This window comes from Myceligenerans crystallogenes, assembly GCF_039529775.1.
In the GTDB taxonomy this organism is placed as follows: Bacteria; Actinomycetota; Actinomycetes; order Actinomycetales; family Cellulomonadaceae; genus Myceligenerans; species Myceligenerans crystallogenes.
The window spans coordinates 188,717-201,512 of the sequence record NZ_BAAANL010000002.1 but is presented as its reverse complement, the minus strand read 5'-3'; the positions used below and the strand labels follow the sequence as shown (position 1 = coordinate 201,512).

Here is a 12,796-nt window from a genome sequence, read left to right as displayed (position 1 = left end):
AGCTTACTGGTCTCAGCCCGCGAATCAGACCATCCGACAGGTGAGACAGATCTCGCGGGTCAACGGCCTGCATGCGGCGGGTAGGCGGCACGTCAGGAGCTGCGGAGCTTGGCCACGGCGTCCCAGACGGCGTCGGCCACGGCGTCCTTGCTGCCGGACGCGTGCGCGACGACGTCGCCCGCCGCGTCCAGGACGGTGACCTCGTTGGTGGCGGCGCCGAACCCGAGCCGCTCCCCCACCGCGTTCACGACGAGCAGGTCCGCGCCCTTGCGCCGCGCCTTGGCGCGGCCGTGGGTGAGCACGTCGCCGTCGTCGTCGCCGGTCTCGGCGGCGAACCCGACGACGGTCTGCCCGTCCCGGCGGCGGTCGCGGGCGAGGCCGGCGAGGATGTCAGGGTTCTCGACGAGCTCGATCGGGGCGGGCGGGCGGCCCGGGACCTTCTTGATCTTGGCGTCCGGGGTGAGCGCGGGGCGGAAGTCCGCGACGGCGGCCGCCATGACGACGACGTCGGCCGACGCGGCGGCGGTGTGCACGGCGTCGGCGAGTTCCGCGGTGGTTCCCACGGGCACGACGTCGGCGGCGGCGCCGGGCGCGAGCACGGCCTGCTCGACGTTGGCCGCCACGAGCGTCACCCGCGCCCCGCGGCGCGCGGCCGCGGCGGCCAGCGCCACGCCCTGCCTGCCGCTGGAGCGGTTGCCGATGAACCGGACGGGGTCGATGGGCTCGCGCGTCCCGCCGGCGGAGACGACGACCCGCAGGCCGGTAAGGTCCCCGGCCGGGGCGCCTCCGGCCCCGGCGATGCCGGCGGCGGCCTGCCCGTGCCGTGCGGCGACGGCGAGGGCCGCGGCGGCGATGTCCTCCGGTTCGGGCAGGCGCCCGGGCCCGGAGTCCTTGCCGGTGAGGCGGCCGCTGGCGGGTTCGATGACGTGCACGCCCCGTTCGCGCAGCAGGGCGACGTTCGCGCGGGTGGCGGGGTGCTCCCACATCTCGGTGTGCATGGCCGGGGCCATGACCACGGGGCAGCGGGCGGCCAGCAGGGTGCTGGTCAGCAGGTCGTCGGCGCGGCCGGCCGCGGCGCGGGACAGCAGGTCCGCGGTGGCCGGCGCCACGACGATCAGGTCGGCCGTCTGGCCGAGCGCGACGTGCTGCACGCCCGGGACGTCGTCGAACACCTCGGTGCTGACCGGTTCGCCGGACAGCGCCTCGAACGTGGGCGCGCCGACGAACCGGAGTGCCGCCCGCGTGGGGATCACGCGCACGGCGTGACCTTCTTCACGCAGGAGGCGCAGCAGCAGCACCGCCTTGTAGGCGGCGATGCCGCCGCTGACTCCCAGCAGGATCCGCACCGCGAGGGGCCTGGTCAGCCGGGGAAGTCGGGCAGCGCCTTGGCGGCCTCCGCCTCGGCCTTCTCGCGGGCCTCGACCTCGGCGGGGTCGATCTCCTCGATGGTCAGGAGGCCCTGGTTGATCTCGCGCATGGCGATCGACAGGGGCTTCTCCTGGTTGCGCGTCTCCACGAGCGGGCCGACGTTCTCCAGCAGGCCCTCGTTGAGCTGGGAGTAGTACGCGTTGATCTGCCGGGCACGCTTGGACGCGTACAGCACGAGGCCGTACTTCGACTCCACGTGCGCGAGCAGCTCGTCGATCGGCGGGTCGGTGATGCCCTCGGGCTGTGCGACGGATCCGGCCATGATGCAGCTCCAGAAGTTCAGGGATTTAAGGGGGTAAGCGCAGGAAAAAGTCCGGCGGCCAGTTTACCTGGTCAGTGCGGGCACGCCCATCACGGACATGAGCTCGTCCGTGGCGCGATGGACCTCGTCGTTGACGATGGTGACGTCGAACTCGCTCTCCGCGGCGAGCTCGACGCGCGCGGTGGCCAGGCGGCGTTCCCGTTCCTCGGCGCTCTCGGTGCCGCGCCCCACGAGGCGCCGTTCGAGTTCGGCGAAGCTGGGCGGGGCGAGGAACACGAAGCATGCGTCGAGGCCGTCCATCGTCTGGACGGCCTCGCGCACCTGCCGCGCCCCCTGGAGGTCGATCTCGAGTAGGACCGGCACGCCGGCCCGGATCTTGTCCTCGACGGGGCCGCGCGGCGTGCCGTACCGGTTCTGGCCGTGGACCACTGCCCACTCCAGCATCTCGCCTGCTGCGACGAGCCGGTCGAACTCCTCGTGGCTCACGAACCGGTAGTGGAGCCCGTCCACCTCGCCGGGGCGCGGCGACCGTGTGGTCGCCGACACCGAGAGCCACACCTGCGGGTACCGCTCGCGGACGTCAGCGGAGACGGTACCTTTCCCGACCGCCGTGGGTCCTGCGAGGACCGTGAGGCGGGCGGGGGGGTCGTTGGGGGTACGTGCGCTTGAGATGTCAGCCGAACCTCTCGATCAGGGCCGCGGACTGGTGCGGCCCGAGGCCGCGCACGCGGCGCGTCTCGGCGATCCCGATCTCCTCCATGATCGCCTTCGCCTTCACCTTACCCACTCCGGGCATGGACTCCAGCAGGGAGACGACCTTGAGCTTGCCGACGACGTCGTCCGTCTTCCCCTTCTCGATGACGTCCTTGAGCGAACCCTGGGAGTACTTCAGCTTGTTCTTGATCTCGGCGCGTACACGCCGGGCTTCTGCCGCCTTCTCGAGTGCGGCTGCACGCTGCTCAGGGGTAAGGGGAGGGAGTGCCACGCAAGTCACCTACTCAGGTTGTGGACGGTTGCTTCGTCCGTGGGTCTTTCGAGACTGCTGCATCGAAACTAGCCATGACTTCCCTGGTCGGCAATCCAGAACCGCCGCGTGGCGCACATTCACAGGGGTCCTTGTGGTCTGGTGAACATCCCATCAAGAGCATTTCGCCGTAAAGGGTAAGCAGAATGTTCCGAAAGTCCACATCACCTTCCTGTCAACCCCTTTGCTGGCAGCAGTGGTGTGACATGTGCCACATTGCGGCCGGAGTTGTCGTGTGGTCAGCCGCGCAGGGCGTGGCGGGCGTCGTCGGCGGCGGCGCAGGCTGCCGCGCGCAGGGCGGTGGCGTCGGGTCCGGCGGCCAGGATCGAGCGGGACGACGACGCGCACACGCGTCCGCGGGCCTCGCCGAACGTGGCGGCGAGCTCGGCGGCGCCGGCGCCCTGGGCGCCGACTCCCGGGGCCAGGATGGGCGCGTTGGCGGCCACGAGGTCCACCCCGGCCGCGGCCACGGCGTCGCCCACGGTGGCGCCGACGACGAGCCCGACGGACCCGAGCGGGCTGGACAGGGCGTTGAGGGCGGCGGCGTAGGAGGCGATGTAGGCCGCGACGGTGACCTGCTGGGCGCCGTCGGGGTCGTCGTGGCGCCTGCCGTGCCGGGCGAGGCGGGCGTGCTGCACGTCGGGGCCCTCCTTGTTGGAGGTGAGGCACAGCAGGAACAGTCCGCGGCCGGTGTCGGCGGCGAGCTCGGCGGCGGGGTCGAGGGAGCCGAGGCCGAGGAACGGGTTGACGGTCAGGGCGTCGCCGGCCAGGGGTGAGCCGTCGCGCAGGTAGGCGTCGGCGTAGGCGGCCATGGTGGAGCCGATGTCGCCGCGCTTGGCGTCCACGATCGTCAGGACGCCGGCGGCGCGGGCGGCGGCGAGGGTGTCCTCGAGGGCGGCGATGCCGGCCGACCCGTGGCGTTCGTAGAAGGCGGCCTGGGGCTTGAGGGCGGCCGCGTGGGGCCCGCAGGCCTCCACGACGCGCAGGGAGAACTCCCGGACGCCGGCGGCGGTGTCGGGCAGGCCCCAGGCGTCGAGGAGCGCGGCGTGGGGGTCGATGCCGACGCACAGCGGCCCGTGCTCGTCCATCGCGGCGGCGAACCGGGTGCCGAAGGAGAACGCGGTGCCCTGCGTGGGCGCCTGCTCCTGCGCCGGCGCGGCGGGCGGGGTGCCGGGGCTGGTCATACGAGGGCCTCCTGGGCGGTGTCGTCGGTGGTGCTGCCGGCGGCGCGGCGGGCGTGGGTGGTGGCGGTGTGCTCCTGGAGGCTGGTCACGGCGAACGGGCCGCCGCGCACCGCCTCGATGCCCTGGACGGCCGCGGCGAGCTGGTCGACGGTGGTGACGATGGGCCGGTCGGCGGCGGTGGTGGCGGCGCGGATCTCGTACCCGTCGGCGCGGGCGCCCTGCCCGGAGGGTGAGTTGACGACGAGGTCGACCTGCCCGTCCAGGATGAGGTCGACGACGGTGGGTTCGCCGGCGGGCCCGCGGCCGGCGGAGTACTTGCGCACGACCTGCGTGTCGATGCCGTTGCGGCGCAGCACGGTGGCGGTGCCTTCGGTGGCCAGCACGGTGAACCCGATCTCGGCGAGCTTCTTGACGGGGAAGACGACGTGCCGCTTGTCGCGGTCGGCGACGGACACGAACACGGTGCCGGAGGTGGGCAGCCCGCCGTAGGCGGCGGCCTGGGACTTGGCGAACGCGTGCGGGAAGTCCTTGTCGAAGCCCATGACCTCGCCGGTGGAGCGCATCTCGGGGCCCAGCACGGTGTCCACGACGATGCCCTCGCGGGTGCGGAACCGCTTGAACGGCAGCACGGCTTCCTTGACGGCCAGGGGCGCGTCGAGGTCGAGGGTGCCGCCGTCGCCCTCGGCGGGCAGCAGGCCGTTCTCGCGCAGGTCGGCGATGGTGTCGCCGACCATGACGCGGGCGGCGGCCTTGGCGAGCTGGGTGCCGGTGGCCTTGGACACGAACGGCACGGTGCGTGAGGCGCGCGGGTTGGCCTCCAGCACGTAGAGCACGTCGGACACGAGCGCGTACTGCACGTTGAGCAGGCCGCGCACGCCCACGCCCTTGGCGATGGCCTCGGTGGAGGCGCGGATGCGCGCGATCTCCGCCTCGGACAGGGACACGGGCGGCAGCACGCAGGCGGAGTCGCCGGAGTGGATGCCGGCCTCCTCGATGTGTTCCATGACGCCGCCGAGGAACAGCTCGTGGCCGTCGTAGAGGGCGTCGACGTCGATCTCCATGGCGTCGTCGAGGAACCGGTCGATGAGCAGGGGCGCGGGCAGGGTGCCGGGCGTCCCCGCCGAGGCGGCCGCGGCGGAGGCCGACGCGAGGGCGCGTTCGACGTATCCGGTGAGCTGCTCGGCGGAGTACACGATCTCCATGCCGCGCCCGCCGAGCACGTAAGAGGGGCGCACGAGCACGGGGTAGCCAATCCGTTCGGCGATCTCCCGCGCCTGCGGCAGGGACCGGGCGGTGCCGAACGCGGGGGCGGGCAGGCCGGCGTCGGCGAGCACCTGCCCGAACACGCCGCGGTCCTCGGCGGCGTCGATCGCCTCGGGCGGGGTGCCGAGGATCGGCAGGCCGGCGTCCGCGAGGCGCTGCGCGAGGGACAGGGGTGTCTGCCCGCCGAGCTGCACGATGATGCCCTTGACGGGCCCGGCGGCGAGCTCGGCCTGGTACACCTCCAGGACGTCCTCGAAGGTGAGGGGTTCGAAGTAGAGCCGGTCGGACGTGTCGTAGTCGGTGGAGACCGTCTCGGGGTTGCAGTTGACCATGACGGTCTCGTAGTCGCCCTCGAGGGCCAGGGTGGCGTGCACGCACGAGTAGTCGAACTCGATGCCCTGCCCGATCCGGTTGGGCCCGGACCCCAGGATGATCACGGCCTCGCGTTCGCGGGGCGCGACCTCGGTCTCGTCGTCGTAGGACGAGTAGTGGTAGGGGGTGGTGGCGGCGAACTCGGCGGCGCACGTGTCGACGGTCTTGTAGACGGGCCGCACGCCCAGGGCGTGCCGCACCTCCCGTACGGTCGCCTCACCGGCGGGGCCCATGTTCCGCAGGCGCGCGATCTGCGCGTCGGACAGGCCGTGCCGCTTCGCCTCGCGCACGACGCCGGCGGTCAGTGCCCCGGCGCCCGCGATGGCCGCGGCCTGCTCGTTGACCAGGAGGATCTGGTCCAGGAACCACGGGTCGATGCCGGTCGCCTCGAAGACCTGCCGGACGATCTCGCCGGACGCGGCGCCGTCGCCGGTGACCGCGGCGCGCAGCACCTGCTGCACCTGCACGAGCCGCTGCTCGGTGGGTCGTGCGATCTCGCGCAGCAGGTGCGCCAGCTCGTCGCCCGACGGCGCCGGGCCGTCCCAGTGGAACGTGACGCCCTGCTTGTCGATGGAGCGCAGCGCCTTGCCGAGCGCCTCGGTGAAGTTCCGGCCCAGCGCCATCGCCTCCCCCACGGACTTCATGGTGGTGGTGAGGGTGTCGTCCGCGGCGGGGAACTTCTCGAACGCGAACCGGGGCACCTTGACCACGACGTAGTCGAGGGTCGGCTCGAAGGAGGCCGGGGTGACCTTGGTGATGTCGTTCGGGATCTCGTCGAGCGTGTACCCGACGGCCAGCTTCGCGGCGATCTTCGCGATCGGGAAGCCGGTCGCCTTGGACGCCAGCGCGCTGGACCGCGACACGCGCGGGTTCATCTCGATGACGATCACGCGCCCGGTGGCGGGGTCGACGGCGTACTGGATGTTGCAGCCGCCCGTGTCCACGCCGACCTCGCGGATGACCGCGATGCCGATGTCCCGCAGCTTCTGGAACTCCCGGTCCGTGAGCGTCATCGCCGGGGCGACGGTCACGGAGTCGCCGGTGTGCACGCCCACGGCGTCCACGTTCTCGATGGAGCACACCACCACGACGTTGTCGTCGCGGTCGCGCATCAGCTCCAGCTCGTACTCCTTCCACCCCAGGATCGACTCCTCCAGGAGCACCTCCGAGGTGGGCGAGTAGTGCAGCCCCTGCCCCACGATGCGGCGCAGGTCGGTCTCGTCGTACGCGAGCCCGGACCCCAGGCCGCCCATCGTGAACGACGGCCGCACCACCATCGGGTACCCGAGCACGTCGGCGGCCTTCACGGCCTCCTCGACCGAGTGCACGATCTCGGACGCCGCGGACTCACCCCCGCACACCTCCACGACCTGCTTGAACTGCTCACGGTCCTCACCCTTGCGGATCGCGGCGATGTTCGCGCCGATCAGCTCCACGTCGTACTCGGCCAGCACCCCCGCCTCGTGCAGGTCGATCGCCGCGTTCAGCGCCGTCTGCCCGCCCAGCGTCGGCAGCAGCGCGTCCGGCCGCTCCTTGGCGATGATGCTGGTCAGCACCTCGGTCGTGATCGGCTCCACGTACGTCGCGTCCGCGAACTCCGGGTCCGTCATGATCGTGGCCGGGTTGGAGTTCACCAGGATGACCCGCAGGCCCTCCTCCTTCAGCACCCGGCACGCCTGCGTGCCCGAGTAGTCGAACTCGCACGCCTGCCCGATCACGATCGGCCCCGACCCGATCACCAGCACCGAGGAAATGTCGTTCCGCCTGGGCATCAGTTGCTCTCCTCGTCATCGGCGCCCCGCAGGGCAGGCGGCCACGCCGCCGGGTCCGTCATCAGATCGACGAACCGGTCGAACAAGTACGCGGCGTCATGCGGCCCGGCCGCCGCCTCCGGGTGGTACTGCACCGAGAACGCCGGCCGGTCCAGGCACGTCAGCCCCTCCACCACCTGGTCGTTCAGCCCCACGTGCGACACCACCACCCGGCCGTACCGGCCGCCGTCGTGCGGCGCCGTGGAGACCGCGGGCGCACCCGCGTCGTCCACCACCGGCGCATCCACCGCGAAACCGTGGTTGTGCGCCGTGACCTCCACCTTCCCCGTCGTACGATCCTGCACCGGCTGATTGATCCCCCGGTGCCCGTACCCCAGCTTGTACGTCCCGTACCCCAGCGCCCGCCCCAGGATCTGGTTCCCGAAACAGATCCCGAAGAACGGCACCCCCGCGTCCAGCACCGCCCGCGCGACGGCCACCTCGTGACCGGCGGACGACGGGTCACCCGGGCCGTTCGAGAAGAACACCCCCCCGGGCGTCCCGTCCTGGGGCAGACGCGCCAGGACGTCGTCGGACGACGACGACTGGGGCACGACGATCACCCGCACACCACGCTCCGCGAGACGCTGGGGGGTCATCGCCTTGATGCCCAGGTCCACCGCGACCACCGTGGCCACCGGGGTCTTCCCGGCGAACTCGCCCGACGGCTCGACCGTGTACGGCTCCGTCGTGGAGACCTCCGGGGAAAGGTGCGCGCCCTCCATCTCGGGCGACGCCTTCACCTGCGCGACCAGGTCGGACAGGGGGCGCTCGCGGATCTCGCCGGACGGGCCGGTCTCGTTCAGGGCGGCGCCGGAGAAGATGCCGGCGCGCATGACGCCCTCCTCGCGCAGGCGGCGCGTCAGGGCGCGGGTGTCGAGGCCGGAGACGCCGACGACGCCGTGCGCGGCCAGTTCCTCGTCGAGGGAGCGTCTGGCGCGCCAGCTGGAGACGCGGCGGGCGGGGTCGCGGACCACGTACCCGGACACCCAGATGCGGCCCGACTCGGGGTCGTCGTCGTTCACGCCGGTGTTGCCCACGTGGGGGGCCGTCATGACGACGATCTGCTTGTGGTAGGACGGGTCGGTGAGGGTCTCCTGGTAGCCGGTCATGCCGGTGGAGAAGACGAGCTCGCCGAACGTGGTGCCGGTGGCGCCGTAGGCGCGGCCCGTGAACGTGGTGCCGTCCTCCAGGACGAGCTTCGCGGTGTCCTCGGTGGTGGTGGTCGAAGTGGTGGTGGTCATCTGTTGGTCCCCAGGTGTCGGACGGCGTCCACAAGGGCGCCTCGATCGGTGGCACGGCGGGTCCGCAGGCCGGTGTCCAGCAGCACGGCCTCGCGGCCGGAGTCGTCACCCGCGCCGGGCGCGGCGGCGTCCGCGGCGTCGTCGGGCAGCTCCCCGACCGCCCACGAGATCACGACGATCCCGTCCGCGCCCACGTACTTCCCGGCCATTCCCGGCGCGAGCTGCGCCGACCGGATCGACGCGGCCGGGATCCACACGTCGTCCGTTCCGTGGCGTTCGACCAGCACGCCCTCCTCGAGCACGCTGACCCGCGCCAGCGACCGGTCCCCCAGCCGGTGCGCGCCCACGCGCGCCAGCCAGTCGCCGTGCAGGGTGCTGGACACGTACGTGGCCTCGACCGGCCCGAACACGGGCTCGGGCCCGTCGCGCAACGCCCCCGACAGGGACGCGGCGACCTCCGCGGGTACCGCGGGCGGCGCCGGGACCAGCGTCGTCGTACGCGACGCGAGACGCTTGCGTCCCGTCAGCACCAGGGCGAGCAGCACGAGACCCAGGACCACCCAGATCCCGACCGCCACCGGCATCGGCAGATTCACGGCAGTACCCCTTCCGCGGTTCGCTCGGTTCGCTCGACCGGCACGCCCCGCAGGACCGTCGCCCGCCCGCGCAGGAACGTGGCCACCACAACCCCGGGCAGCTCCATACCCTCCAGCGGCGTGTTCGCGCTCGCGGTGACCTGCTGCGCGCCCCGCACCGTGCGCGACGCCGCCGGGTCGACCAGCGTCACGTTCGCCGGCTCCCCCGCCGCCAGCGGGCGGCCGTGCGGATCGGGCAGGCCCGGGCGCGCCTCGTCGATGCGCCCGATCCGCGCCGGCGCGACCGACAACACCCGGGCCACGTCCGCCCAGGACATCCGCCCCGTGTCGACCATCGTGGCCTGCACCACCGACAGCGCCGTCTCCAGGCCCGTCATCCCGAACGCGGCCGCCGCCCACTCGCAGTCCTTGTCCTCGACCGGGTGCGGCGCATGGTCCGTGGCGACGACGTCGATCGTGCCGTCCGCCAGCCCGTCGCGGACCGCCTCGACGTCCGCCTGCGTGCGCAGCGGCGGATTGACCTTGAAACGCGCGTCGTACGTGCGCGCCCTCTCGTCCGTCAGCAGCAGATGATGCGGCGTCACCTCCGCCGTCACGTCCACGCCCCGGGCCTTGGCCCAGCGGACGATCTCCACCGACCTCGCCGTCGACAGGTGACACACGTGCAACCGCGACCCGACATGCTCGGCCAGCAGCACGTCCCGGGCGATGATCGCCTCCTCCGCCACCGCCGGCCAGCCCGCCAGCCCGATCTCCGCCGAGACCACACCCTCGTTCATCAGCGCACCCTGGGTCAGCCGCGGCTCCTGCGCGTGCTGGGCCACCACGCCGTCGAACGCCTTGACGTACTCCAGCGCGCGCCGCATCAGAACCGGGTCGTGCACGCACAGACCGTCGTCGGAGAACACCCGCACCCGCGCCGCCGAATCCGCCATCGCACCCAGCTCCGCGAGACGCTCACCCCCCAGACCCACCGTCACCGCGCCCACCGGACGAACATCCGCCCAGCCCGCCTCCTGACCCAGCCGCCACACCTGCTCCACCACACCCGCCGTGTCCTGGGTCGGGGTGGTGTTCGCCATCGCGTGCACCGCCGTGAAACCACCCGCCGCAGCCGCCCGGGTACCCGACCACACCGTCTCCGCGTCCTCACGACCCGGCTCCCGCAGATGCGTGTGCAGATCCACCAGACCAGGAAGAAGAACCAGACGGTCCTCACCGTCGACCTCGACGACGCCGTCGTTCACCCCGTCGTCCAGGAAACGCCGGCCGCTCCCCGGCGCGCCGACATGCGCGATCCTCCCCTCCCGCAGAACCACGTCAGCGGGCTCACCGCCCAGCGGACGCACCCCACGCAGGAGATACATGATGGTCGTGCCGTTCACAAGGTATTCCTCTCGTCGCCCGCCAGCAGCAGGTACAGGGCAGCCATCCGCACCGCGACACCGTTCGCGACCTGCTCCACGATCACCGACCGAGGATGGTCCGCCGCCTCCGCGCTGATCTCCAGACCCCGGTTCATCGGCCCCGGATGCATCACGATCGCGTGATCCGCCAGCATCCCCAGACGCTGCGAACCCAGACCGAACTTCCGGCTGTACTCCTGCACACTCGGGAAGAACGCGCCACCCGCGCCCCCCGACATCCGCTCACGCTGGACACGCAGCATCATCACCGCGTCCGGCTTCGTCCGCTCCAGCGTCTCATCCAGATGGAACGACACCCGGCACGGCCACGACTCGATCCCCACCGGCAACAACGTCGGCGGAGCCACCATCGTCACCTCCGCACCCAGCGTGTGCAGCAACCGCACGTTCGACCGCGCCACCCGCGAATGCAGCACATCACCGACGATCGCCACCCTGAGACCCGCGAGATCCCTGCCCGCCGTCCCCTCGTCCGAACCAGAACCCACCAGATGACGCCGGATCGTGAACGCGTCGAGCAAAGCCTGCGTCGGATGCTGGTGCATACCGTCACCCGCATTCACCACCGCCGCATCCAGCCAGCCCGCATGAGCCAGCATGTGCGGCGCACCCGACGCCTGATGACGCACCACCACCGCATCCGCACCCATCGCATGCAACGTCAGCGCCGTGTCCTTCAACGACTCACCCTTGGAGACGCTCGAACCCTTCGCCGAGAAATTGATGACATCCGCACTCAGCCGCTTCGCCGCCGTCTCGAACGAGATCCGCGTACGCGTCGAGTCCTCGTAGAAGAGATTCACCACCGTCCGGCCACGCAACGTCGGCAGCTTCTTCATCTCACGCGACTGCGTCGCCGCCATCTGCGCCGCCGTGTCCAGCAGCAGAACCGCATCCTGTTTCGACAGATCCGCCGTGGAGAGCAAATGCTTCATCGCCCGGCCCCCTCGGCGCTCGCGGCCCTGTCGCTGATGATCACGGCGTCCTCGCCGTCGGTCTCCGTCAGGTGGACGCTGACGCGCTCGCTGCGGGAGGTGGGGAGGTTCTTGCCCACGAAATCGGCACGGATCGGGAGCTCGCGGTGGCCGCGGTCGACCAGGGCGGCGAGCTGGACGGCGCGCGGGCGGCCCAGGTCGTTCAGGGCGTCGAGCGCGGCGCGGATGGTGCGGCCCGAGAACAGGACGTCGTCGACCAGCACGACCGTGCGGCCGTCGATGCTGCCGGGGATCCGTGTCGCGCCGACGGCGCGGGTGGGATGCCGGCGCAGGTCGTCGCGGTACATGGTGACGTCGAGCTCGCCCACCGCGGCGGCGTCGTACGTGGGCTCGATCGCCGAGAGGCGTTCGGCGAGACGCATCGCGAGCGGGACGCCGCGCGTCGGGATGCCGAGGAGGACGACGTCGGCCGCCCCCTTGTTGCGCTCGGTGATCTCGTGCGCGATGCGCGTGAGCGCGCGGGCGATGTCCGGGGCCTCGAGAACGGTCGTCCCGTCCGAGGGAACCGACCCGTTTCCGGGTACGGCAGAGCTGGCCATGCAATCCTCCTTTTCCGCCTCACAGGACGGCTTTAAAGGGAGTCTGACACCGTCACCCTATCCCGACCCGCTGACACCAGAACGCCGCCTGCCACATCGTGGCAAGCGGCGTTCCTCACAGTCTCCGGCGACGGCCCTGACCACGGGGCGTCACGCGAGCAGCGTGGCCTTCATCTCCTTGATGCGGCCGAGCAGGCCGTTCACGAACGACGGCGACTCGTCGGTCGACAGGCCGGCCGCCAGCTCCACGGCCTCGTCCACCGCGACGGCGTCGGGCACGTCGTCGTTGAACAGGACCTCCCAGACGCCGATGCGCAGGAGCGCGCGGTCGACGGCCGGCATCCGCTCGAGGGTCCAGCCGTGCGAGTACGTCTCGAGGGCCTCGTCGATCCGGTCCTGGTGAGCCAGGACGCCCTCGACGATCTCGACCGTGTACTGCGGCACGGGGGCCTCGGTGTGCGGCGTCACGACCCGGTCGGCGAGGAGCTGCGCGGGATCGACGCGGCGCTGCTCGGCCTCGAAGAGGATGTCGGCGGCGCGCTTGCGCGCCTTGGTGCGAGCACCCATTTCAGGCTCCTTCTCTCGACGACTGATCCGTTCGGTTCCGCTCCGGGCGGGGAGCCTCGTTCCTCGGTCCCCACCCTGCGCTGC

At 71.7% G+C, this 12,796-nt stretch carries 12 protein-coding genes; all 12 read right to left on the bottom strand.

Features of this window, described 5'->3' with window-relative positions; genetic code table 11:
• Positions 1-92: 92 nt before the first annotated feature.
• Positions 93-1,346 (bottom strand): bifunctional phosphopantothenoylcysteine decarboxylase/phosphopantothenate--cysteine ligase CoaBC, encoded by a 1,254-nt coding sequence (coaBC, locus tag ABD208_RS05625; RefSeq protein WP_344100407.1) that lies wholly within the window; start codon positions 1,344-1,346, stop codon positions 93-95.
• Positions 1,347-1,360: 14 nt separating this feature from the next.
• Positions 1,361-1,690 carry a DNA-directed RNA polymerase subunit omega gene (rpoZ, locus tag ABD208_RS05620; protein ID WP_344100405.1) on the bottom strand — a complete coding sequence of 110 codons (330 nt, stop codon included), beginning with the start codon at positions 1,688-1,690 and terminating at the stop codon, positions 1,361-1,363.
• 63 nt (positions 1,691-1,753) lie between these two features.
• Entirely contained in the window at positions 1,754-2,362 is a 609-nt protein-coding gene (gene gmk, locus ABD208_RS05615; protein WP_344101207.1) for a guanylate kinase, read from the bottom strand.
• 1 nt (position 2,363) lies between these two features.
• Positions 2,364-2,675: an integration host factor, actinobacterial type gene (gene mihF, locus ABD208_RS05610; protein WP_344100403.1), complete on the bottom strand. Its 312-nt coding sequence runs from the start codon at positions 2,673-2,675 to the stop codon at positions 2,364-2,366.
• A gap of 278 nt (positions 2,676-2,953) precedes the next feature.
• The gene (gene pyrF, locus ABD208_RS05605) at positions 2,954-3,898 is read right to left on the bottom strand and encodes an orotidine-5'-phosphate decarboxylase (RefSeq protein WP_344100401.1); all 945 of its coding nucleotides are present in this window, start codon (positions 3,896-3,898) and stop codon (positions 2,954-2,956) included.
• Positions 3,895-7,305, bottom strand: a complete 3,411-nt coding sequence (carB, locus tag ABD208_RS05600; RefSeq protein ID WP_344100399.1) for a carbamoyl-phosphate synthase large subunit — start codon at positions 7,303-7,305, stop codon at positions 3,895-3,897. Before carB ends, pyrF begins: the two co-directional genes overlap by 4 nt.
• Positions 7,305-8,588, bottom strand: a complete 1,284-nt coding sequence (gene carA, locus ABD208_RS05595; protein ID WP_344100397.1) for a glutamine-hydrolyzing carbamoyl-phosphate synthase small subunit — start codon at positions 8,586-8,588, stop codon at positions 7,305-7,307. The genes carB and carA overlap by 1 nt, the downstream gene beginning before the upstream one ends.
• Positions 8,585-9,184, bottom strand: a complete 600-nt coding sequence (locus ABD208_RS05590; protein WP_344100396.1) for a PH-like domain-containing protein — start codon at positions 9,182-9,184, stop codon at positions 8,585-8,587. The genes carA and ABD208_RS05590 overlap by 4 nt, the downstream gene beginning before the upstream one ends.
• Positions 9,181-10,551, bottom strand: a complete 1,371-nt coding sequence (locus ABD208_RS05585) for a dihydroorotase (RefSeq protein ID WP_344101205.1) — start codon at positions 10,549-10,551, stop codon at positions 9,181-9,183. The genes ABD208_RS05590 and ABD208_RS05585 overlap by 4 nt, the downstream gene beginning before the upstream one ends.
• 14 nt (positions 10,552-10,565) lie before the next feature.
• Positions 10,566-11,546 carry an aspartate carbamoyltransferase catalytic subunit gene (locus tag ABD208_RS05580; protein ID WP_344100394.1) on the bottom strand — a complete coding sequence of 327 codons (981 nt, stop codon included), beginning with the start codon at positions 11,544-11,546 and terminating at the stop codon, positions 10,566-10,568.
• Positions 11,543-12,145 carry a bifunctional pyr operon transcriptional regulator/uracil phosphoribosyltransferase PyrR gene (pyrR, locus tag ABD208_RS05575; protein ID WP_344100392.1) on the bottom strand — a complete coding sequence of 201 codons (603 nt, stop codon included), beginning with the start codon at positions 12,143-12,145 and terminating at the stop codon, positions 11,543-11,545. Before pyrR ends, ABD208_RS05580 begins: the two co-directional genes overlap by 4 nt.
• Positions 12,146-12,295: 150 nt before the next feature.
• Positions 12,296-12,712 (bottom strand): transcription antitermination factor NusB, encoded by a 417-nt coding sequence (gene nusB / locus ABD208_RS05570; RefSeq protein ID WP_344100390.1) that lies wholly within the window; start codon positions 12,710-12,712, stop codon positions 12,296-12,298.
• Positions 12,713-12,796 lie beyond the last annotated feature (84 nt).

Excerpts from the sequence above, each read along its gene's own strand:
- carA (WP_344100397.1), bottom strand. The coding sequence starts at position 8,588 with ATGACCACCACCACTTCGACCACCACCACCGAGGACACCGCGAAGCTC.
- carB (WP_344100399.1), bottom strand. The coding sequence starts at position 7,305 with ATGCCCAGGCGGAACGACATTTCCTCGGTGCTGGTGATCGGGTCGGGG.
- ABD208_RS05580 (WP_344100394.1), bottom strand. The coding sequence starts at position 11,546 with ATGAAGCATTTGCTCTCCACGGCGGATCTGTCGAAACAGGATGCGGTT.
- rpoZ (WP_344100405.1), bottom strand. The coding sequence starts at position 1,690 with ATGGCCGGATCCGTCGCACAGCCCGAGGGCATCACCGACCCGCCGATC.
- nusB (WP_344100390.1), bottom strand. The coding sequence starts at position 12,712 with ATGGGTGCTCGCACCAAGGCGCGCAAGCGCGCCGCCGACATCCTCTTC.
- pyrF (WP_344100401.1), bottom strand. The coding sequence starts at position 3,898 with ATGACCAGCCCCGGCACCCCGCCCGCCGCGCCGGCGCAGGAGCAGGCG.
- ABD208_RS05585 (WP_344101205.1), bottom strand. The coding sequence starts at position 10,551 with ATGTATCTCCTGCGTGGGGTGCGTCCGCTGGGCGGTGAGCCCGCTGAC.
- pyrR (WP_344100392.1), bottom strand. The coding sequence starts at position 12,145 with ATGGCCAGCTCTGCCGTACCCGGAAACGGGTCGGTTCCCTCGGACGGG.